This is a genomic window from Hyphomicrobium sulfonivorans, from assembly GCF_013306565.1.
GTDB lineage: Bacteria > Pseudomonadota > Alphaproteobacteria > Rhizobiales > Hyphomicrobiaceae > Hyphomicrobium_A > Hyphomicrobium_A sulfonivorans.
Window position 1 is genome coordinate 129748 of the sequence record NZ_PZPO01000001.1, and the last position, 21121, is coordinate 150868.

The 21121-nt window shown below is 61.6% G+C and carries 22 protein-coding genes and 1 tRNA gene; 9 read left to right on the forward strand and 14 right to left on the reverse strand.

Going from position 1 to position 21121, the window contains the following annotated elements:
- The first annotated feature begins 5 nt into the window (after window positions 1–5).
- Window positions 6–3170, forward strand: a complete 3165-nt coding sequence (locus C6Y62_RS00575) for an efflux RND transporter permease subunit (RefSeq protein ID WP_173952379.1) — start codon at window positions 6–8, stop codon at window positions 3168–3170.
- A gap of 42 nt (window positions 3171–3212) precedes the next feature.
- Here C6Y62_RS00575 and bluB read toward each other — a convergent pair whose 3' ends face one another.
- Window positions 3213–3869, reverse strand: coding sequence for a 5,6-dimethylbenzimidazole synthase (bluB, locus tag C6Y62_RS00580; RefSeq protein ID WP_173952380.1), 657 nt, complete (start codon window positions 3867–3869; stop codon window positions 3213–3215).
- Window positions 3870–3995: 126 nt separating this feature from the next.
- Between bluB and cobU the strand changes: the two genes are divergently transcribed.
- Window positions 3996–4514, forward strand: coding sequence for a bifunctional adenosylcobinamide kinase/adenosylcobinamide-phosphate guanylyltransferase (cobU, locus tag C6Y62_RS00585; RefSeq protein WP_068463758.1), 519 nt, complete (start codon window positions 3996–3998; stop codon window positions 4512–4514).
- 22 nt (window positions 4515–4536) lie between these two features.
- Here cobU and C6Y62_RS00590 read toward each other — a convergent pair whose 3' ends face one another.
- The 7 genes from C6Y62_RS00590 to zigA form a co-directional block, all read right to left on the reverse strand.
- A complete protein-coding gene (locus C6Y62_RS00590) occupies window positions 4537–5073 on the reverse strand; it encodes a hypothetical protein (protein ID WP_173952381.1) in 537 nt (178 codons plus the stop codon).
- 74 nt (window positions 5074–5147) lie between these two features.
- Window positions 5148–5885 carry an adenosylcobinamide-GDP ribazoletransferase gene (gene cobS / locus C6Y62_RS00595; protein WP_173952382.1) on the reverse strand — a complete coding sequence of 246 codons (738 nt, stop codon included), beginning with the start codon at window positions 5883–5885 and terminating at the stop codon, window positions 5148–5150.
- Window positions 5882–6520, reverse strand: a complete 639-nt coding sequence (locus tag C6Y62_RS00600) for a histidine phosphatase family protein (protein WP_210257964.1) — start codon at window positions 6518–6520, stop codon at window positions 5882–5884. Before C6Y62_RS00600 ends, cobS begins: the two co-directional genes overlap by 4 nt.
- On the reverse strand, window positions 6517–7575 hold the full coding sequence (gene cobT, locus C6Y62_RS00605; protein WP_173952383.1) for a nicotinate-nucleotide--dimethylbenzimidazole phosphoribosyltransferase: 1059 nt from the start codon (window positions 7573–7575) through the stop codon (window positions 6517–6519). The genes C6Y62_RS00600 and cobT overlap by 4 nt, the downstream gene beginning before the upstream one ends.
- 199 nt (window positions 7576–7774) lie before the next feature.
- Window positions 7775–8401 (reverse strand): GTP cyclohydrolase I FolE, encoded by a 627-nt coding sequence (gene folE / locus C6Y62_RS00610; RefSeq protein ID WP_173952384.1) that lies wholly within the window; start codon window positions 8399–8401, stop codon window positions 7775–7777.
- A 62-nt stretch (window positions 8402–8463) separates the two neighbouring features.
- A complete protein-coding gene (locus C6Y62_RS00615) occupies window positions 8464–9141 on the reverse strand; it encodes a DUF1826 domain-containing protein (RefSeq protein ID WP_173952385.1) in 678 nt (225 codons plus the stop codon).
- Window positions 9138–10397 carry a zinc metallochaperone GTPase ZigA gene (zigA, locus tag C6Y62_RS00620; protein WP_173952386.1) on the reverse strand — a complete coding sequence of 420 codons (1260 nt, stop codon included), beginning with the start codon at window positions 10395–10397 and terminating at the stop codon, window positions 9138–9140. The genes C6Y62_RS00615 and zigA overlap by 4 nt, the downstream gene beginning before the upstream one ends.
- On the opposite strand from zigA, the gene C6Y62_RS00625 reads away from it, so the two are divergent.
- Together C6Y62_RS00625 and C6Y62_RS00630 are read left to right on the forward strand one after the other, a co-directional pair.
- Window positions 10396–10941 carry a Fur family transcriptional regulator gene (locus tag C6Y62_RS00625; protein WP_173952387.1) on the forward strand — a complete coding sequence of 182 codons (546 nt, stop codon included), beginning with the start codon at window positions 10396–10398 and terminating at the stop codon, window positions 10939–10941. The genes zigA and C6Y62_RS00625 overlap by 2 nt on opposite strands.
- A 199-nt stretch (window positions 10942–11140) precedes the next feature.
- Window positions 11141–11344, forward strand: a complete 204-nt coding sequence (locus tag C6Y62_RS00630; protein ID WP_173952388.1) for a hypothetical protein — start codon at window positions 11141–11143, stop codon at window positions 11342–11344.
- Between the two features lie 83 nt (window positions 11345–11427).
- Here the strand turns inward: C6Y62_RS00630 and C6Y62_RS00635 are convergent, their stop codons facing one another.
- On the reverse strand, window positions 11428–11661 hold the full coding sequence (locus C6Y62_RS00635; protein WP_173952389.1) for a hypothetical protein: 234 nt from the start codon (window positions 11659–11661) through the stop codon (window positions 11428–11430).
- Window positions 11662–11942: 281 nt separating this feature from the next.
- Between C6Y62_RS00635 and C6Y62_RS00640 the strand changes: the two genes are divergently transcribed.
- The 3 genes from C6Y62_RS00640 (at window position 11943) to C6Y62_RS00650 (ending at window position 16048) form a co-directional block, all read left to right on the forward strand.
- Window positions 11943–13151 (forward strand): FAD-dependent oxidoreductase, encoded by a 1209-nt coding sequence (locus tag C6Y62_RS00640; protein WP_173952390.1) that lies wholly within the window; start codon window positions 11943–11945, stop codon window positions 13149–13151.
- A gap of 12 nt (window positions 13152–13163) precedes the next feature.
- On the forward strand, window positions 13164–13517 hold the full coding sequence (locus tag C6Y62_RS00645) for a YbaN family protein (protein WP_068463714.1): 354 nt from the start codon (window positions 13164–13166) through the stop codon (window positions 13515–13517).
- A gap of 164 nt (window positions 13518–13681) precedes the next feature.
- Window positions 13682–16048: a TonB-dependent receptor domain-containing protein gene (locus C6Y62_RS00650; RefSeq protein WP_173952391.1), complete on the forward strand. Its 2367-nt coding sequence runs from the start codon at window positions 13682–13684 to the stop codon at window positions 16046–16048.
- 145 nt (window positions 16049–16193) lie between these two features.
- On the opposite strand, the gene C6Y62_RS00655 is transcribed toward C6Y62_RS00650, so the two are convergent.
- Genes C6Y62_RS00655 through C6Y62_RS00665 form a run of 3 tightly spaced genes read right to left on the reverse strand, consistent with a single transcriptional unit; the run spans window position 16194 to window position 18399 of the window.
- On the reverse strand, window positions 16194–16517 hold the full coding sequence (locus C6Y62_RS00655; RefSeq protein ID WP_173952392.1) for a DUF3325 domain-containing protein: 324 nt from the start codon (window positions 16515–16517) through the stop codon (window positions 16194–16196).
- Entirely contained in the window at window positions 16514–18142 is a 1629-nt protein-coding gene (locus tag C6Y62_RS00660; protein WP_173952393.1) for a PepSY domain-containing protein, read from the reverse strand. The genes C6Y62_RS00655 and C6Y62_RS00660 overlap by 4 nt, the downstream gene beginning before the upstream one ends.
- A complete protein-coding gene (locus C6Y62_RS00665) occupies window positions 18139–18399 on the reverse strand; it encodes a hypothetical protein (RefSeq protein ID WP_210257965.1) in 261 nt (86 codons plus the stop codon). The genes C6Y62_RS00660 and C6Y62_RS00665 overlap by 4 nt, the downstream gene beginning before the upstream one ends.
- A 451-nt stretch (window positions 18400–18850) precedes the next feature.
- Here C6Y62_RS00665 and C6Y62_RS00670 point away from each other — a divergent pair.
- Window positions 18851–18926: transfer RNA gene (locus tag C6Y62_RS00670), tRNA-Phe, on the forward strand.
- A gap of 171 nt (window positions 18927–19097) precedes the next feature.
- Here C6Y62_RS00670 and C6Y62_RS00675 read toward each other — a convergent pair.
- Window positions 19098–19343 carry a DNA gyrase inhibitor YacG gene (locus C6Y62_RS00675; RefSeq protein ID WP_173952395.1) on the reverse strand — a complete coding sequence of 82 codons (246 nt, stop codon included), beginning with the start codon at window positions 19341–19343 and terminating at the stop codon, window positions 19098–19100.
- A 35-nt stretch (window positions 19344–19378) separates the two neighbouring features.
- Window positions 19379–20125 carry a Maf family nucleotide pyrophosphatase gene (locus C6Y62_RS00680; RefSeq protein ID WP_173952396.1) on the reverse strand — a complete coding sequence of 249 codons (747 nt, stop codon included), beginning with the start codon at window positions 20123–20125 and terminating at the stop codon, window positions 19379–19381.
- Between the two features lie 295 nt (window positions 20126–20420).
- Here C6Y62_RS00680 and C6Y62_RS00685 point away from each other — a divergent pair, with 295 nt between their 5' ends.
- Complete coding sequence (locus tag C6Y62_RS00685; RefSeq protein WP_173952397.1) at window positions 20421–21119, forward strand: Crp/Fnr family transcriptional regulator; 699 nt, start codon at window positions 20421–20423, stop codon at window positions 21117–21119.
- Window positions 21120–21121 lie beyond the last annotated feature (2 nt).

The following is a 21121-nucleotide window of genomic DNA, read 5'->3' on the forward strand; positions in this document are numbered from 1 at the left end:
GCCCCATGCGCTTCTCCCGCTTCTTCATCGACCGGCCGATCTTCGCCACCGTTCTGTCGCTCATCATCGTCATCGTCGGCTCGATCGCTTACCTGACACTGCCGGTTGCACAGTTTCCTGAAATTGTGCCACCCACAGTGTCCGTCACCACGACGTATCCCGGTGCCAACGCTGTCACCGTAGCCGATACGGTTGCCTCCGTCGTCGAGCAGGAGATCAACGGCGTCGAGGACATGATCTACATGTACTCGCAGTCGACCGACGACGGCACCATGTCGCTGAGCGTTACGTTCGATATCGGCACTGACGTCGACAAGGCGCAGGTGCTGGTGCAGAACCGCGTCGCATCGGCAGAACCCCGGTTGCCGGAAGAAGTGCGCCGCAACGGCGTGACGGTTGAGAAGCGCTCACCGGATCTGTTGTTGGTCGTGCACATGCTGTCGCCCGACAACACCTACGATTCCGTCTACGTCTCAAATTATGCGCTGCTGAACGTGCAGAACGAGCTGGCGCGCATCAAGGGCGTTGGCAACGTCACACTGTTCGGTGATCGCCAGTATTCAATGCGCATCTGGCTTGATCCCGAGCGCATCGCGCTGCGTGGCATGACGGCCGAGGAAGTGCTCACTGCTCTGCGCTCGCAAAATGTGCAGGTCGCCGGTGGCGCGCTTGGCCAGCCACCGCAGGGTGATGTCGGAGCCTTTCAGGTTTCGCTGCAGCTTAAGGGCCGGCTGCTTGAGCCCAGCGAATTCGAAAATATCGTACTGAAAACCGGCGAAGATGGCCGCGTGGTGCGTGTGAAGGACGTCGGCCGCGTTGAACTTGGCGCGCTCAATTACACCACCTACGGCTATCAGGACGAACACCCCGCGATGGTGCTGATCGTCACCCAGCAACCGGGCTCCAACGCCATCGAAACCACCAACGCCGTCAAGGCCGAGATGGCGCGACTTGCCGAGCGCTTCCCCAAGGGGCTGGAATATCGGATCGTCTATAATCCGACCGAGTTCATCGAAGAATCCATCGACGAGCTTTACATCACCATCGCCGAGGCGGTGCTGCTCGTTATCATCGTGGTGCTGCTGTTCCTGCAGACATGGCGCGCCACGATCATCCCGCTCGTCGCCATCCCCGTCTCGCTGATCGGCACCTTTGCGGTGATGCAGGGGTTGGGATTCTCTATCAACATGCTGACGCTGTTCGGCCTTGTGCTGGCCGTCGGCATCGTCGTCGATGACGCTATCGTTGTGGTCGAGAACGTAGAACGCAAACTGGCCGAAGGGCTTTCACCCATCGAAGCCGCCCGCGTGACGATGGATGAAGTGGGCACCGCCCTCGTCGCCATTGCGCTGGTGCTCACCGCCGTGTTCGTGCCGACCGCGTTCGTCGCCGGCATCACGGGACAGTTTTATCAGCAGTTCGCCGTTACCGTCGCAACCGCCACCGTCATATCGGCTTTCAACTCGTTGACGCTCAGCCCGGCGCTGTGCGCTTTGCTGCTGAAACCGCACGCCAGCCACGAGAAGAAAAGCCTGCTCATGTGGCCGGTGCACGCGTTCTTCCGGGCCTTCAATTACATCTTCGACAAACTGTCGGAAATCTACGGCGTGTTCGTCCGCTTCATCATCGGCATTTCGCCATTGATGCTGATGGTCTACGCCGTGTTGCTGGGCATCGCCGGCTGGATGCTGTTTCACACGCCCACCGGCTTCATCCCGAAGATGGACCGCGGCATCATCATCGTTTCGATCCAGCTGCCGCAGGGTGCATCGCTGCCGCGCACCGATGAGGTGATCCAGCGCGCGAACAAAATCGTTCTCGAAGTTCCGGGCGTCGCGCATACCTCCGCATACACCGGACGGGCGGGATCAACCGGATCGAACGCCAGCAATTCGGGCACCATCTTCGCCATCGTCGAGGATGCGCGCGAACGGGCCAAGCGCGGCCTCGACATTGATGTCGTCGTCGATGACATCCGCAGCCGACTGGATGTCATCGAAGAATCCAAAACGTCCGTGTTCGTTCCGCCGCCGGTGCGCGGCATGGGCGGCCAGACCGGCTTCTCCATGCGCCTGCAGAACCGCGCCAACATGACACCGGCCGAGTTCCAGGCGGTTGCCGACGATTTCATCGCCGAAGCCAACAAGCTGCCTGGAATTTCCAACGTCTTCACCAGCTATTCCAGCGGCACACCGCAGCTTTACGTCGACGTTGATCGCGACAAGGCGCAGATGTTGAAGGTTCCGCTGGAAGCCATCTTCGAAGCCCTGCGCGTTTATCTCGGCTCGGCCTACGTCAACGACTTCAACATGTTCGGACGCACGTTCCGCGTGACCGCGCAGGCGGATGCCGATTTCCGCACCGATCCGCAGAACGTCAGCCGCATCCGCGTGCGCAACGAGATGGGACAGATGGTGCCGCTCGGCAATCTGATCACGTTCCGCAACATCTCCGGGCCCGATCGCGTGCCGCGCTATAACCTGTTCCCAACCGTGGAAGTGAACGGCGCGCTGAAGCCCGGCATTTCCAGCGGCCAGGGTCTGGCGATGATGGCGGAGCTGGCCAAACAGGAACTGCCCGAGGGCATCACCTACGAGTGGACCGACCTTTCCTATCAGGAGGTCAAGGTCGGAGGCACCGGTTACTACATCTTCGTGCTGTCAGTGGTGTTCGTGTTCCTTGCGCTTGCGGCACAGTTTGAAAGCTGGTCGCTGCCGCTGGCCATCATTCTCATTGTGCCGATGTGTCTGCTCAGCGCGCTGTTCGGCGTGCGCCTGCACGGACAGGACATCAACATCCTGACGCAGATCGGCTTCATCGTGCTGCTCGGTCTGGCAGCCAAGAACGCCATTCTCATCGTCGAATTTGCGCGCCAGCTGGAAGATCAGGGGCGTGATCTCGTAACGGCCGCTGTTGAAGCCAGCCGCTTGCGTCTGCGTCCGATCCTGATGACGTCACTGGCGTTCACACTCGGCGTCGTACCCCTCTATATCGCCACCGGCGCAGGCGCTGAAATGCGCATCGCGCTCGGCACCGGCGTGTTCTGGGGCATGATCGGCGTCACGCTGTTCGGGCTGGTGTTTACGCCGGTGTTCTACGTAGTGGTGCGCCGGTTCTCGATGCGCCGCGCGAAATCCGAACCGGAAGCGTCGCACGCGCCCGCTGAGTGAAGTTAACTGAGTGAGGTTGCATATCAACGCGCGCAATCACCGTCAGCGCTTGACGATCAACCCGGACACGTCAACGCGGTCCTGCCATCCGCTGCGCTCCAGTTCCGGATCGAGGTGCTCCTCTGCTGGCCAGCCGATGCACAGATACGCAACCAGCCTCCACGTGGCCGGCACATCCAGCGCCGCCGAAACGACATCGGGCTCCAGGATCGAGATCCAGCCAATACCCAGTCCGTGCGCGCGCGCCGCCAGCCACAGCGTCTGCACGGCGCCGACCACCGAATAACGCATCGTCTCCGGCATCGTGCGGCTGCCAAGTCCGGCTCCCGCAGCCGTCGCTTCATCGGCGAAAACCGCCAGATGCACCGGCGCGACGTCGAGCCCTTCAAGCTTGAGGCGCGCATAAAGCCCGCGACGGTCTTCGCCATAGGAGGCAAGCGCGTCCGCGTTCGCGCGTTCAAACGAGGCCCGCACCTGCGCGCGGCGCTTAGGACATTCCACCAGAACGAACCGCCACGGCTGACTGTAGCCCACCGACGGCGCACGGGAGGCCAGCGCGATCAGTTCGCTCAGCTGCGCACCATCAACCGGCTCAGAACGGAACCGGCGCACATCGCGGCGCCAGAACACGAGCTCGCGCAAACGCGCGCGGAACGCGTCATCGAACTGAGGCGGATTGTGTCGCCTGTCGCCGGTCATCTCGCTTCTCTGAGGCTCCTGCTGCCACGCTGCTCCTGCCGCCGTTCTATCCTACCCTTGCCGCGGGACAAACGGAGGCCGATAAGAAAGCCGCTAAAACCTCTGCGGCAGATCGGACCCCCGCCCGTGACTGATGAAACGCCACGCTTTACCCTTGTTCTGGGCGGCGCCCGCTCCGGCAAAAGCCGTTATGCTGAAGAGCTGATAAAGCGCCTGCCCGCGCCGTGGACCTATATTGCCACCGCTGAGGCGCTGGACGAGGAAATGCGCCAGCGCATCGCCCACCACCGCGACCGCCGCGATGAACAGTGGCAGACGCTGGACGCGCCGCTGACGCTCGCGGAAACTATTCCGACGCTTGCCGGCCCGACACTGATCGACTGCCTCACCCTGTGGCTCAGCAATATGATGTTCGCCGAGCGCGATATCGATGCGGAGACTGAGCGCCTGATCGCTGCGATTGCGCGCGGCAACCATCGCGCGCCAATCGTTGCGGTGTCGAACGAGGTGGGCATGGGGCTGGTGCCGGAAACCGCGCTCGGCCGCGCCTTCAGAGACGCGCAGGGGCGCTTGAACCAGCGCATGGCAGCGGCGGCCGACCGCGTTGTTTTCGTTGCGGCCGGCCTGCCGCTAATGCTGAAGTAACGGGCGTTTACTGAGCCGACCGTTATGCGCGCTCGATCGCGTTCGGCGTCACAAAACCCGCTGCAAAGGCAATCCGGTGCACAACCAGCAGCACCGCGAACGCGATAACCTCTACAGTCGCCACATACTGCACGACATCGTAAAGGAACGCGCCTTCGCCGTGCGTAAGCACCAACGTGCCAGCATAGATGCCTGCCTGATAGACGAGGAATGCCACCGGGAGAGCAGCAGCAAGCATCGCGATCATGCCGTAGGGCTTCAGTGCCAACACAATCGCGCGCGCCGCATAGTAGCCCGCAATCGCACCGGCGCCCATGAACAGTCCCCAGCCGAACGCCTGCAGCTCAAGCGGATAGCCGAGCACGCCGAAGCCATAGGCCTGATTGGCCAGCCATGAGGCGCCAACCAGCCACGCCCCATCCTCATATTCGGTATCGAGCGCAGCCAGCGCTGCAACCGCCGCGAATGGAAATGCGCAGGCGAATACCGTCGTCGCGACGATGCTCGCCGCGACAAGAAATAAAAACCACATCATACGTTTGACGATGGCTTCCGACATCTCAGAAATCCCCCAAATTTCTATTTCGCGCCCCTCGATGCCATGCGGGCGCGACAGATATTCCGTGCAGCAAACTATGCGATCCACACCGCCAGGAGAAGCAGCAACAACGTCTCGCTCACCTCAATGCTGGCGCCGAGGCAATCCCCCGTAATCCCGCCAAGCCGCCAGCGCCAGTAAAGTGCGATGGCCGGAATGATAAGCAGTGCTGCTAGCAACACCGGCGCAAACCACACCGTTATCAGTGTCAGCACGGCAGCTTCGGCTGCGATCAAGCGCGGGTCGATCTGCCATGCGAAGCGCTCGCCTGATCCCGTTGCCAGCGGCGGCACGGCAAGGCTCCACACCGGCGCGCCCAACCGCGCCCAGGCAGCAATCAGTATCAGCGGCATAAAGCCGGCCTGCGTAGCCACTTCCGCCAGCAGCACCAGCTTGGCGATGAGCTGCAGCCCGATGGCAATCGCGCCGAACGCGCCAAGATGCGGATCGCGCATAATCTGCAGCAGCTTTTCAGGCGAGCGGTGCGATCCTGAAAGCGCGTCGGTGACATCGCCAAGGCCATCGAGATGCAGCGCGCCGGTTACCCACACCCACGCCACCAGGCCAAGCAGCGCACCGATCCAGGGCGAGGCCAGTCCGCCCACCATGACTGCGGCGGCGACGATTGCACCGACAATGGCGCCAACGGCAGGAAACCACAGCGCGGAGCGGGAAAGATCAGCGGGGTCGAAAACATCAACCGGCGGCGCGGGCAGCCGTGTCAGGAACTGCAGCGCATGGGAAAACGACCGGATGTGCGCCTTGATGTTCATGGCTGGACGACCTCAACGATCTCTCCCCATAGACCAGCTTGCGCATCGCGGCCAACCCTCAGCGTAATGCGCGTTCCCGGTTCGATCCGGAATGTCCACAGGTTGGCGAACGGAATGGCGCACACCACCGACAGCGCCGCGCGGATAGGCCCGGCGTGGGTGACGACCAACACGGTTGCCGATGGCGATGGCGATGGTCCGGCGGCCGCCGGATCAAGCAAGCGCCGCAACGCCGCCGCTACCCTCGCTTCCAGCATATGCCAGCTTTCACCACCCGGCGCGGCGGGTGCATCAGGGAAACTGTAGAATGCCGTCACCGCCGCTGCCGTTGCGGAATCAGTCCGCAGTTCCTCCAGCGTGCGCCCGTCCCACGCGCCGAAATCCAGTTCGCGCCAATCGTCATCGATGCGCACGCTGAGTTTTCGGTCTGCACCGATCAGCCGCGCCGGTTCAAGCGTACGCAAACGCGGTGATGAAACGATCGCGTCCCAGTTGCGGCCGTGCGTCTGGCGCTTGAGCTGCGCCCGCCCTAAATCGGAAAGCGGCGGATCGCTGCGGCCGATCAGTCGCCCCGGCGTTACTGTCTCGCCGTGACGGATCAGATCGATCAGCACCGATGCCGCAGCTTGGCTCATGGCACCGGACCTGAAACGCTCGCTTCCTCGAACGTTGCCATCTGATTGTGAAGCGCACACGCGAGCCGCAACACCGGCAACGCCAGCCCCGCGCCTGATCCTTCACCCAGGCGCAACTTGAGATCGAGAATGGGCTCAGCCGCCAACGCATCGAGCACCAGTCGATGCCCACGCTCGGCCGAGCGATGCGAATAAATCAGCCACGGCGCGCAATCCGGATTGATGCGACAGGCCGCCAGCGCCGCAGCCGTGACGATGAAACCGTCGACGAGCACTGGAAGGCGCCGCTGCGCGGCGGCGATCATCGCACCCGCAAGCGCTGCGATCTCCAGCCCGCCGACACAACGCAGCACCTCGACCGGTGAAACCTCGCCGCGATCCAATCCGTGCAGGCTTAACCCCGCATCGATCACCTGCGCCTTGTGGCGGATGCCGTCGTTGTCGAGACCGGTGCCGGCGCCGACGACATCCTGCGCGCGGCACGCCAGCAGCGCCGCAGCAATCGCAGCCGCCGACGTTGTGTTGCCTATGCCCATTTCGCCCAGAACGACGAGATCAGCGCCCGCAACCGTTGCCCGTTCCACCGCGCGCTTGCCGGCATCGAACGCAAACGCGAGCTCTGCATCCGTCATCGCCGCCTCACGCGAGAAATCACGCGTGCCGTGCCGTGGCTTGTCGCTGGTGACACCGGCAATGTCAGCTTCGCCGAGCGTGCCGACATCGACCACCGCAAGCGGCACGTTCAGTTCGCGCGCCAGCACCGAAACAGCAGCGCCGCCGTTGGCGAAATTGTGCAGCATCTGCACGGTGACATCGGAAGGATACGCTGAAACGCCCTGCGCGGTGATGCCATGATCGCCCGCGAACAGAATGATAGGCGCGCGCTGCCCGCTCGGGCGCTCAGTCGCCTGCAACGCGGCCAGACGCACCGCAAGAAGCTCAAGCGCGCCAAGCGAACCCGGCGGCTTGGTCAGTTGACCCTGCCGTTGCTCCGCCGCTGCACGATGATCCTCTGACGGCTTCGGACACGTCGTCCTGATCCAGCTTGCGCCCACGCCCGTTGTGCTCCTGTCGGTCTTCGCGATGATCCGCGAGGGTGCACAATGGTCGCTGGCGCTTGCGCGTCAAGACGCCCATGCGCCTCAGGGCTTCATGGGCCCATGGCTATCGAGCATGTCAGGCGATAATCCGGCTTTGGCAAAGCAGCACAATGGCAAGCAAGAATGTTCGGCCGCAGCAATCTGCGGCACCGCTCTAAACCGGATCGAGCGGCCGCCCAGCCACCAGACGATAGAACTCCGCCCGGGTTTCCGGTTCCCGCCGGAAGCATCCGGTCATACGGCTGGTGATGGTCACAACGCCGGGCTTCTTGATGCCCCGCGTGGTCATGCACTGGTGTGACGCTTCGATCAGGATTGCCACACCCTTGGGTTTCAGAACCGTTTCCATCGCGTCGGCGATCTGCGCCGTCAGCACCTCCTGAATTTGCAACCGTTTGGCGTAGATTTCCGCCAGCCGCGCGAGCTTTGAAATGCCAACAACGCGTTGCGAGGGATAGTAGGCAATATGCGCGCGGCCGATGATCGGCACGATGTGATGCTCGCAGTGCGACTCAAGCCGGATATCGCGCAGCATCACGATCTCGTCGTAGCCGGCGGTTTCCTCAAACGTCGTGCGCAGGATCTCGACCGGATCTTCCGCGTATCCGGCGAAAAACTCCTCATATGCGCGCGCGACACGCGCCGGTGTGTCGACCAGCCCCTCGCGATCAGGGTCATCCCCCGCCCATTCGATCAGCGTGCGCACGGCCGCCTCAGCGGCTTCCCTGCTCGGCCTTGGCCGCAACTGCCGCTTCACCAGATCCTCGACAACAGCATCCATGGTTTCTGATCTCCATTGCTCCGTTGGCGTATTTTCAAGCTGCGCCACCGGAAACAGGTTGTTCAATGCAGGTGCGGCCGCGCCGAGAACGGTCGATTGATGCAGAGAAACAGGCGCGAACTGCCGCTGGCGCTTATACGCGGCGAGCGATGCAGAAGCGCGTTGCCGGGCAGCTCTTTGCCAGCGAACAGACCGACGCCAAATTGCGGCATCGAGAAAACCGGGCCTTGATAGCTATCCTGTTGCGCCAGCGCCTGCTCGGCATAATTAGGCGGCACCCACTGCGTGCCCGCGCCAACATAGGTGGTCACCAGCCGCGCCAGCGTAACGTCAGTGTGAAACTTCCGGCATGCATCATCCGTTACCACCTCTAGTCGCAGCTCCACCTCGGGCGAAGCTGTAGCATTGGCGAACAGCGTCACGAGATAAGAAGCATCGTGGATGAGCAGCGCTGCCAAAACCGGATCGAGCGCGTCGCAGCGCTCTAGCACCTGCGATATCCGGCGCCCCGCGTCGGCTGGCGATGCCATCAGACGCAGCGATGGCACGTCCTCCAGATAGAGACGCGCAAAGCGCGCCTCGATCTCGGATGAGAAACGCCGACGCCAGAGCGCAAGCCGGCAGTGCGGCTCACGCCAACGCCGCAAGACGCTCGGAAGCTCAGAACTGAGCACCCCTTCGAGCGGCGCGTCATCTTCACCGTCAACGCGGTAACGCTTGTATAGCGGTTCAATCGTCACGCTGCTTCCCGCCCCCAGCTTGGAAACGGATCGGGCAGACGCGACCACGCGCCCGTGTCGACAACCTGATCGGACGGCATATCCAACAGACACGCATCCAACTCAGCTGTAATGCGTTCGCGGTCCATCTCACCGGTGCCGATGAAGACCAACTCCTGGCGCCGGTCACCCCATTGCTCGTGCCAGCCCTTGCGGATGCGCTGCACCAGATCGTCATCCTCCGGCCAGTTCTTGCGCGGCACAGCGGCCCACCAGTAGCCCATGGCCTCAGTGCGCACGAGCGGACCCGCCTGCGACATCTCCCCGACGAATGCGGGACGCGACGCAAGCCAGAAAAAGCCCTTCGCGCGCACCACACCCGGCCACGACTTGTTCAGGAACGCATGCAGCTTCGTCGGCTCGAACGGCCCACGCGCGCGATAAACAAAGCTAGAAATGCCGTATTCTTCGGTTTCCGGCTGATGATCCTTGAAGCCGTTCAGCTCCTTGAACCAGGTTGGATGCTGATGCGCGGCATCGAACGAAAACAGGCCGGTATCAAGTATTTCCGAGAGCGCAATTCTGCCGTGGTTGGTCTCGATGATGCGCGCGTCGGCGTTAAGCGCGCGGATGATCGACCGCGCCATTGCCACCTGCTCCGGCGCGGCAACGTCCGTCTTGTTGAGCACGACGACATCGGCAAATTCGATCTGCTCGACCAGCAGCCCTACCAGCGAACGCTCATCCTCCTCGCCCGCAACCTCGCCGCGATCTTTCAGGAAATCCTGCGAAGAATAATCGCGCAGCAGATTTGCCGCGTCGACAACCGTCACCATGGTGTCGAGACGCGCAACATCCTGCAGGCTGCGGCCATCCTCATCGCGAAATTCAAACGTCGCAGCGACGGGAAGCGGCTCGGCGATGCCGGTCGATTCAATCAGCAGGTAATCGTAGCGGCCATCCTTCGCCAGCCGCTCGACCTCCTGCAGAAGATCATCGCGCAGCGTGCAGCAGATGCAGCCGTTCGACATCTCCACCAGCGTTTCTTCGGTGCGCGACAGATTTGCGCCGCCCTTCGAAACCAGATCGGCGTCGATGTTCACTTCGCTCATGTCGTTAACAATCACTGCGACTTTGCGGCCTTCGCGATTGTTCAGCACATGATTGAGCAGCGTGGTCTTGCCCGCTCCCAGAAATCCGGAAAGCACCGTCACCGGCAGACGGCGGTCCGTCTTGGCGCCGGATTGCGCCAGAAAAGAAGTTAGTTTGTTGTCCATGGATGGCCTCCTTGCGCACCATAGATGCGGATGTTATAACATCCGTCAAGTGGTTCACCGAACAAAGTTGTCGGCCGTCAGCAGTTATGTGGTCACCATCGCCTTAGTCAGCAATCGCCGGTTGTCAGTCGCCATGAAAAAGCCAGCGCACCGAACATCGAATGCTACCCATGCCGAGCGCGTGCTGGAGGCGCTGCGCAAAGCGCAAAGGCCGATCAGCGCCTATGAGATCATCGCATCCATCCGCACCGACAGGGAGATGGCACCGGCAACGGTTTACCGCGCCCTCGATCGGCTGATCCGTGAGCGGCATGTCCACAAACTGCAATCGCTCAATGCCTACGTTTCGTGCCGTCACAATCATTGCTGCGATAGGCCGGCATTCGCAATTTGCGACCGCTGTGGCGTCGTGAACGAGTTTTCCGCGTGCGGGCTTGGATCGCTTCTGGACCAATCCTGTCAGGCGAAATCGTTCGCGCTCGAAACGGTCACGATTGAACTACACGGCACGTGCCACGCCTGCCAGAACCGGCAGGAAAACTGATCGGTTCTACCTCGCACGCACAAATGTGCGCGTTGGCGGAAGCACACGGATTGGCTCGCCGCGCATGTCTCTGGGTTGAGACTGACATGCAGAAGGGGGAGCGATGGGCCATGCGCCCGCTGCGGAAAACCCGCGTCCGCAAACGGCACCGGCTGCCGGGCAACCCCTCGGCAGCCGACTTTACAAAGGGAACACTCCCATGAAGCTTGCAACCTATGCCGACTGGCGGCGCTGCATCGAAGTCCAGTGCGGCATCCCGCTAACCGCGCCCTACATAGCTGAACGCATTCGCGTGCTGTCGGATCAGACGTCTGACCAAACGCGCAAGTTTGTCGAGGTTTGGGGTGATGCGCATCGCCAGCGCGTGCTGGCTTGGTTCAAGCAGGCCAACGCCGAAATCTAATTCGCTCAATTCACAGCAGTGTGGAACCTGTCGGCGCCAAGCATCAAGCGCCGCAAGCCACCAAAAAAACGCCGGTCACACGATCATTCGCTTGCAGCGGGTGCCACACAGCGCGCGCATGCGCACGAAGCGGGATGCTTCTCATCAGCGCCATGCTCACATCCCGTAGATGCCGCGGGCGATGGCGCACTCTTCAGTGACACCGCCATATCCGCCACCTGCGTTTGCACAGTCTTCGGCGCCTCGAACGCAACGGCGGGCATGCTCACCCATCCGACAAGCGCTGCCGCACCGATCAATGTGCCTCTGGTTTTCATTGCTCTATCTCCTTGCCGATAGCGTCCGTTTGCGCCTGACAGCCCTGAAGCCGCGCGCCTGCGCGCCTCAATCAAAGCACCGCAAATATTTGGGATGTTATAACATCTAAAATGTGGCGGACGTACGGTGCATGTTTCGGCGACACGGATTGCAAAACGGAGCGATCTCAGGCTCATCTGCATGGGGCAATCCGCTTGAGCGCGGACAAATCCTGGCGACTATCATGCGGCGTAAACCTATGGCGTTGCCGCTCAACCGAACATTAAGGGAACGCGGACCAATGACCGGACCCACCACGGGCCAATCATGCTGTGTTGTAGGCGCGGGGCCGGCCGGTCTGATGCTTGGCTTTCTGCTCGCGCGCGCCGGTGTCCGCGTAACCGTCATCGAGAAGCACGCCGATTTCCTGCGCGATTTCCGCGGCGACACTATCCATCCATCGACGCTGGAAGTGATGCACGAACTCGGCTTTCTCGATGAGTTTCTAAAGCTGCCACATCAGCAGGCTGTGAAACTGCACGCAGAGATCAACGGCCAGCAGGCGACCATCGCCGATTTCTCGCGTCTGCCCACACGCTGCAAATTCATAGCCTTCATGCCGCAATGGGATTTTCTCAGCTTCCTCGCCGACAAGGCGCGCGCATTCCCCAACTTCGATCTGCGGATGGGCGTGAAGGTCAGCGGGCTCGACCGCAGCGCCGGTCGCGTTACCGGCGTGCGCATCATCAATACAAACGGCGATGACGAAACGATCTCTGCGGATCTGGTGATCGGCGCCGATGGGCGCAACTCATCCGTGCGCCGGGAAGCGGGACTGGAAGTGGAAGACCTTGGCGCATCTGTCGACGTGCTGTGGATGCAGGTTTCGCGTCGGGAAGACGATCCAGCCAAGGGCATGAGCCACGGCGGCCCCAACCAGGGTTTGATCCTGATTGATCGCGGGCAATTCTGGCAGTGCGGCTATGTCATCCGCAAAGGCGGCTTTGCGGATACGCAGGCCGCCGGTCTGCCTGCGTTGCGTGCCAAGCTCGCCGCCGTCGCTCCGCTGCCCGCCGATCGCTTCGAGGAGATTGCGAGCTGGGATCAGGTGCACCTTTTGAACGTGCGCATGGACCGATTGAAGACCTGGTGGATACCGGGCCTGCTGTGCATAGGCGATGCGGCACACGCAATGTCGCCGGTTGGCGGTGTCGGCGTAAATCTCGCCATTCAGGATGCCATCGCCGCCGCCAATATCCTCGCTGTCCCGCTGCGCACCGGCGCGCTGACCGATGCAGATCTTCGCGCAGTGCAGAAGCGCCGCGACTTTCCAACCAAGGCAACGCAAAAAGTGCAACTGATGATGCGCAGCCGGCGCAAACCCGGCGATGAGAGCAAAAGCACCGGTCCACCGGCGTTTCTGCGCGCAATCGGTCGCTCCCGCCTGTTGCCGCATTTGACCGGACGGCTGATCGGTCTAGGCTTCCGCCCCGAACACATCAAAACCTGATCAGGCACCCGCTTGCGCACGCTTTATCTATTGCTTGGAATGTTCTTCGTCGCGCTCGGCTTCATCGGTGCGGTGCTGCCGGTGCTGCCGACAACCCCTTTTCTTATCGTCGCGGCGGCATGCTTTGCCAGGTCATCGCCGCGACTCGAAGCGTGGCTCCTCAACAACCCAACCTTCGGCCCGCTGCTGCGCGACTGGCGCGCGCGCGGCGCAATACCGTGGCGCGCCAAGATCATGGCACTAGCGGGCTGCGCGTTCGGCTATGTCGTTTTCTTTATCGGCAGTGAGCCCACCCTGTTGCCCGCACTCGCAGTTGCGCTGCTGATGGCAACGGGCCTGATCTACGTTTTTTCCAGACCCTCCTGATCCTCCTGACCCTGCACTCAGCCATCCATCGCCTTCCGATACAGCTGCATGTTGCAATAATGTCGTACAGCGCTGCATTTTCATTACCACAACAGTAAACATTATTGTGACCACCGCCTTATGCATGCAACTTTCACCGCGTTTGCGTAGCGGGAGTTGTAGTAGTGAGCGTACTTTGGCGTACAGTGTGCGCTGCAGCCGTTGTGGTTGCGGCGAATGCAGGGTCTTTTGCGTGGGCGCAGGATGCGGAAGTTCCGCTACCGCCGGTCGAAGTAACGACTTCGCCACAATCCAAAACCCCCAAGAAATCGGCAGCTAAAAAGAAGCCGAAAACCCAGGTCTCCGCACCCAGCACTGTTGCCGCTCCGCCACCGGTGGCGCCCATCACGGCCAGCGGTGCATCGCCACTGCCGCCGTCTGATGCGGGCTCTGTCACCGCTTCGGGCAACGCGGTCAACGCCGCCGCTGAAAACGCAGCCACGGCCCGTGCTCAGGCGCCTAACGGCGTCATGATCATGGAAGGCGCGCAACTGCAGCAGTACAGCCATCTCAGCATCGGCGATGTAATGCGGCGCTTGCCCGGCGTGACGTTCCCAGGCGTGAACAGATCGCGCGACATCAAACTGCGCGGTATCGACAAGGCCTACACGCAGGTGCTGCTCGACGGCCGCCCACTACTTGACGGCGACACCAGCCGCAACATGGAAGTGGACCGCATTCCCGCTTCGTTTATCGAGCGCATCGAAATTACGCGTACGCCGCTGGCCAACATGGAATCCCAGGGCGCCGCCGGCACGGTGAACATCATCACGCGCCGCTCATTCGGTCCATCGGGCGGTCAGCTGACCCTCGGCGCCGGACGCATGCCCAACAACGGCTCTCCGGGCGAGATCAACGCCTGGCAGGGCGGCGAAGCTGGTGCGGTACGCTATTTTATTGCTGGCGGTTATCAGCGTCGTCTGGTGCAGGAAAGCTCCAGCGAGCTTTCATACAGCACCAACGGTACCACACCGGACCGCGGACAGTTCTCGCCCCAGCACCGCAAGTTCGACGAATATACCTTCCTGTCGCGCTTCGAATGGGACATCAATCCGGCCAATACGATCATCGTCGCGCCGAGCTATATGAAGACAACCGAGCAGCGTGAACAGAACGCCTACCGCCTAGACAAAAATCAGAAGTACGTTGACCGCGACACCAAGGAATCGCGTGAGCGTATCCGCGAAGCTTATGGCGTCGCCACCGAATGGCTGCATGATTTCGGCAATGCCACCAACGCGCGAACCTATTTCGAATACCAGCGCGGCCGTGAAGACACCTCACGCCATACCGTTCGGACCGAATTCAACAGCAACGGCACGATAAAAAGCGGACCGACAGTGCAACCGCCGCGCTTCGTCCCGATCGACGTTGAACGCATCGCTGCCGGCAGCGCAATCAAGTCGCGCATTGGCCAGCACACAGTTGAAGCCGGCGTTGGCTGGGCGCAGCGTATGCACGACGAAAACGCAATCATCGGCTTCGTGCCTGCTGCGGTGCCAGAGCGCACCTATCAGGTGACCGAGGATATTTATCACGCGTACATCAGCGACAGCTTCTCGCTGTTCGGCAACGACCTCCTGACGGTCGGCCTGCGCATGGAACACAGCATTACCGAGACCATCAACGATCAGCGTCTCCAAAACGATGTTTCCGCAACGGACTTCAATCCATCGCTGAGCTATCGTCTTTCCGCTGCGGAAAACCTCGACTTCCGTCTCGGCATCGCACGCACACTGCGCCGCCCCGATCTCAGCGAATTGACGCCAACTGTTGTTCTTGAAGACGGAACTTTTGTTTCGCCGGATAAGCGCGGCAACCCCGACACTACGCCCGAAAAGATCTGGGGTCTGGACGTCGGCACGGACTATTACTTTTTTGGGCGCAACGGCTTGCTGGCGGCAAACTTCTTCGCGCGCTCATTTGAGGACAAGATCGAAAACGCAGTCGAATTCGACGCAACGACCAATCGCTGGATGCAAACTCCCCGTAACGCCGGCGATGGACACCTCTACGGCGCCGAATTGGAAGCGCGGCTGCCCATGGCATTTATTGGCCTCACCGATCTGACGCTTTGGGGCAACGCAACGGCGATGAAGTCGGAGCTTACCGACAGCGTCACCGGACAAACCCGGCGCTTCGCCAACCAGCCCGGTCTGTTGACCAACATCGGCGTCGACTATTACGTGCCGATGTGGGCCACGACATTCGGCCTCGGCTATAATCGCACCTACGCCTACGATCAGGATATTCTGCAGACCAACGGCAACTATCAGCACACGAGCTTCTCGGCTCTGGATCGCCTCGATGCATCGGCGCGCATCTCGCTCGAAGAAAATGTTGTGCTGAGCGTCACCGCCAGCAACCTGCTGCGGGCCGACGATATCCGCACGGTCACGACCCGCAACGGTGCCGGTGCCATCACGGCGCTCACCACCAGCCGCGAACCTTCGCCGTCGGTGTTCTACAGCCGCCTGTCGCTGGGCTGGTAATTACGCCAGCTAACAAGCCGGGCAGCATATAAACGAAAAGCCCCGCTGCGGATTGAAACCGCAGCGGGGCTTTTGCTTTTCAAAACGCCGACGAAGGGACAGCGCCCAGAGAGCCGGCTCACGCGTGCGAATAAATCACGCTCAGTTAGAGCCCCAACGCAGCGCCACCCGCGATAGCTGCAAGCGACAAGAACCACCAGAAGCCGCCGGGCGCCAACGACAGCACGCCAACCACGGCGATGCCCGACGTGGCAGCCACCAGAATCCAGGCCACAATGCCTTCATCAATTGGCCAGATGGAAAGGCAGACCCACAGTGACGCCAGCAGCGCCAGCGTTCCGAAGATGCGCAGCAGCCAGGACGGAATTCTTGTGGCGACCACGTGCGGAATGTCGCGTTTGCGATGCGTCTGCGATGCCGCCAGTCCGGAGAGCCCGCAATAGGCCAAGCAAAATGCTGCAGCGATCATGTCAGCGCCTCCACGTTCCGGCGCTGAAAAGTACTCTCGGCTGCCGCCGATATGTTGCCCAGCTTGATCGCGGCTGCGGCTGCGCCAACACCCATTGCAACCACCACCAGCTCGACGCTGAACCGCTGCCAGTCACCATCGGCTGCATAGGTGCCAGCCCATTGCCGCATCGTCATCCAGTTCAGCACGGGCAGAGAACAGGCCATCAGAGCTGCCAGTCCGAGTTGCTCGCGCCACGCCATCGCAGCACCCCGCAGATAGGCATGCAGAAGCGCCGCCACCCAGACAACAAAGAAGATGCGGATCTCAAACATCGCCCGCTCTTCCAGCCCGACAGCAAGCACCCGGTTGGCCCAGAGATAGGAAATTGACGCCAGCGCAAGCCCCGCGATGACAGCAACATTGATGCGTCCCACCGCCAGCCACCACAGCCTGTCCGCCCGCGACGCGCGATCAATGCGCGCTGAGCGCTTGACGGTGAACATAACCAGACCGGTCGCCATCGTTCCCGCGCCAACGAGGCCAAGCACAAAATATAGCCAATGCATGGCGTAACCGCCGAACCAGGCCAGATGCAGCCCGACCACAAATGACTGGAGCCGCTCCGCGGGCAATGGCGCCGCCAGTGGCTGCACGATGTCTCCGCTGGCGCCATCGAACGCAACGCGGCCTGCATCGCGCACGATGCCAACATCGCGCGAGCCGCGCACCTCGACGACACTCGCGCCGCCTTTCGATGGCGTTATGCGGATGCTGGCCATCTCGCTGCGCGGCATCGCGGCTTCTGCTTTCTCAACGAAGGTGCTGAGCGGCAGCATTGCACCGGCTTCGCGCTTGCCGCCACCGCCCCCCTGCGCCGATTGCGACATCGACTGCCGAAATGCCGCCTGATCGCCATCGAACAGCGCCGACACGCCCGCGGGCATATACAGGAAGTAGAAGTAGGCCAGCCCGGTGAAGCCGATGACGAACAGGAACGGAAGCGCGAAGACACCTAACGCCGTGTGCCCATCCAGCCATGCGCGCGGATACGCCGATCGCGACCTGAACACAAACAGCTCGCGGAAAATGCGCTTGTGAATGATGACGCCGCTGATCAAGACTGCCAGCATCATGGCAGTGGCGAGCCCAACGATCCAGAAGCCGATTTCATTGCTGCGCCTATCGATGTTCAGACGGTAATGCAGCGCCCGGAAAAACTGCGCGCCCATCGTGTCGCGCGGTTCAAACTGCACACCTGTGAGCGGATCCATCGCATAGGTTTTGATGTCTCCCCGGCCGCCGAATGAAATGCGCAGATCCGGATTGCGGGTATCGGGAAAGCGCACCATGGCACGCGCATCGGATTGCCCCTTATCCGCCCAGAATGCTTCAGCGGTTTGCAGCGTTCGTGGTGTTGCGCCCAGTTCGGAGTGGCTTGGTACGCTGACTTCGGGCTGCATCCAAAGCGTGATTTCCGGCGCAAACACAGTGAGGCTGCCGGTGAAGAAAATCACAAACAGCAGCCAGCCGGCTGTCAGCCCAAACCACGTATGCAGGCGCGTCAGCGAGGCGGTGGCGTTGAAGGGTTTCGATTGCTCTGCAGACGCTGCCGCAGCAACGCCGGCACCTTGATCGTTGCTCACCACAGCGCGCCCCCGCTAACGATGGGAAGAAAGCCAGCGGCGCAGACAACTGCGAACGTCACGAACACTCTTGTCGTGCGCGGACACGCAAACGCCCACACCATCAGCACCGGATAAACCAGCAAGCCCAGCAGCGATGTGACGATGACGGCTTCTGAATCCGCAAGCGGTATGATCTTCGCCAGCCAATAGGCCAGCACCCACGTCACCGCATATCCACCGGCGATTGCGAGCACCGCCCGCATAGCGATAGCCACGCCGCGATCCGCACGATCAGCCGTGTTCGGCCCCGTAACCATTACTGGCCTGCCCCCATCATTATCCCCCAGCCATCCTGCCAGTTGGGGGCATCGTGCCAGACGGGCGCACGGACCGCCACCCGAAGCATCCCCGCAGGCATAACCGCCGCAGCGCCGCATCGCCATCATCGCGTGCCCACCGCGCTGTGAGTAAGCCGCGGCACCACCCCGGAAGCATCTGCGATAAGCGGTCGCTGATGTCGGGCTGCCCGCGCGGGCGTTTTTGGCATTTTCAGCTATTTTCCGCGCATTTTGCAGATAGGCAGGCCGGTTTGGCGGACGGTTCCATGTCCTCTGTGGGAAAGGTGACCGAACTGTCTCGGATTAGTCGTACGACGCGCTAGACATCCGCCAATGTCATCACTATAAGGGCCGAACTTCGGTGCTGGCTCTTGCCCCCCGATGCAATGCCCAGGTAGCTCAGTTGGTAGAGCACGTGACTGAAAATCACGGTGTCGCTGGTTCGATTCCGGCCCTGGGCACCATTTAATCAAGCCTTTAGATCCAGACAATTCGAGAGCGGATGCACCATTCCATCCCGCTCTGGCCTTGGCGTGACATTTTTTGGGTCCGGCTAGCCATGGCTCACTGTCGCCGCCTCGCCCCAGCCCATTCCGGGGCATGACGCTTAGCTATCGGCGGCGCGCGCTACCGGATCACTCCTGATCGCTTTCGGGGCCGCCGATAGAAGGGCGCAGGGCGCGCTCCAGGTCTTCGTCGCCGTCTTCGTCGGCATCCTGCTGACCGCCAGCGATCACGTAGCCGCCGCCCAGCCAGCGGCCCAGGTCGACATCGCGGCAACGGCGGGAGCAGAACGGGCGATATGCGGTGTCGGTGGGCTCGGCGCAAATCGGGCACCGGCGGCCGGAGGCTGGTTTAGAGCCTGTTTCCTGATCAGCCATAGCTTCTCAAAACTCCTGACAAAAAAGGTACGCGGTCAGGTGGGATCGAGTTCCGCCGCACGCACCCAGGCGAAATGGATCGGGAACCCTTCGGCGGCCAGCATCTGCACCACTTCGGTCAGCGGCAGCCCAACAACGCTGGAATAGGAACCGACGATTTTCTGGACGAACGAACCGGCCAGCCCCTGAATTGCATAGCCACCGGCCTTATCGCGCCACTCTCGCGAGGCGATATAGGCTTCGATCTCTTCGCGCGTGAGATGTTTGAAGCGCACCCGCGTGTCGACGATCTTCTGCTTCATACGATCGTCCGGCGTGATCAGGCAGACACTGGTCAGTACCCGATGGGCGCGGCCGGAGAGAAGCTGCAGACAATTTGCTGCTTCCTCGATGTTTGATGGCTTCATCAGAATGCGCCGCCCCACCGCCACTACGGTGTCAGCTGCCAGGACATAGGCCGAGGCGATGTCCTTGTCGTTGGCGATCTGATCGCGGGCGGTTTCCGCCTTGGCGCGGGCAATGCGGGCTGCGTAGCCGCGTGGCATCTCGGTTCGGCGCGCCGACTCATCGATTGACGAGGGCCGCAGCGCATCCGGCTCGATCCCGACCTGCGACAGCAGCATGAGACGGCGCGGACTGGCGCTGGCAAGCACCAGCCGGGGACGCGCGGCCTCATCAGACTTATTGGCGCTCCGTTCCCGCGCCAGCTCCCGCCGCAGCGTATCGCGGCGCGGATGATCGGTTCGGCTGAGCGCGCTCAGAAATGCGGCCTTGGCAGACATCGCAGGCGTCACCTTGAGAGGAAAACATAAGAACCCGTGGCGGTCCGCCATCGCACGGGGCGGATCACCGCCATGCAGGCAAAACCCCAACCCGGCCTGGTCACAACGGCCGGAGTGCTTTTACAAAGCTCAACGACATTGCAAAGGCATAGGCCGAAAAGCAAGGGGCTTCACCTTTTGCACGTCACGTGCGGGCAAATTGGGATGCTGCCACAGTTTCATGGTGATACGTTACCGCGCTGCAATACCATCGCCACAAACCGCCATATTTTTTCAAACGGGATTGCCTCGGAACATGCTTTCCAGAAGTGCTATCACCGAATTTCTCGCCCAAACGCCGCTTTTCGGCCCCATGGATGAGGCCATCCGGCACACCATTGCCGGCGAGATGCGCGCCATCAGTTTTAATGTCGGACAAACCATCTTCGGGCGCGGCGATCCGGGCACCGAGATGTATCTGGTTGTATCGGGCCGCGTGCGGATCTCGATACTCAGCCCCGAAGGCCGCGAGCTTTCGTTTGCCCATGCCAGCACCGGAGCCGTATTCGGCGAGATCGCGATGCTGGATGGCGGCCTGCGCACCGCCGATGCGACAGCGGTTGATGCGGTGAGCGTGCTATGCCTTTCCAAACCAGCTTTCAAACGCCTGCTTGAAACGCATCCGCGCGTGGCCGAAGCCGTGATCCGGTTTCTGTGCGGCCGCATCCGCGACGCTGATCAGCAGCTTGAAGCCATTGCGCTCTATCCCATCGAGGGGCGGCTTGCGCGCTTCTTTCTGGCCACCGCCAAGGCAGCGGCGCCGGACGACACCGACGCGCAGATCACCATCGACATCAGCATGTCACAAAGCGAACTTGCACTGCTTGTCGGCGCCAGCCGCCCAAAGGTGAATGCTGCCCTTGCGCTGCTGGAAGCAAGCGGCGCAATCGTTCGCAATGGGACGCGCATCACTTGCAGCATCAGCGAACTTGAGGACATCGCCGGGACCGCATGAGA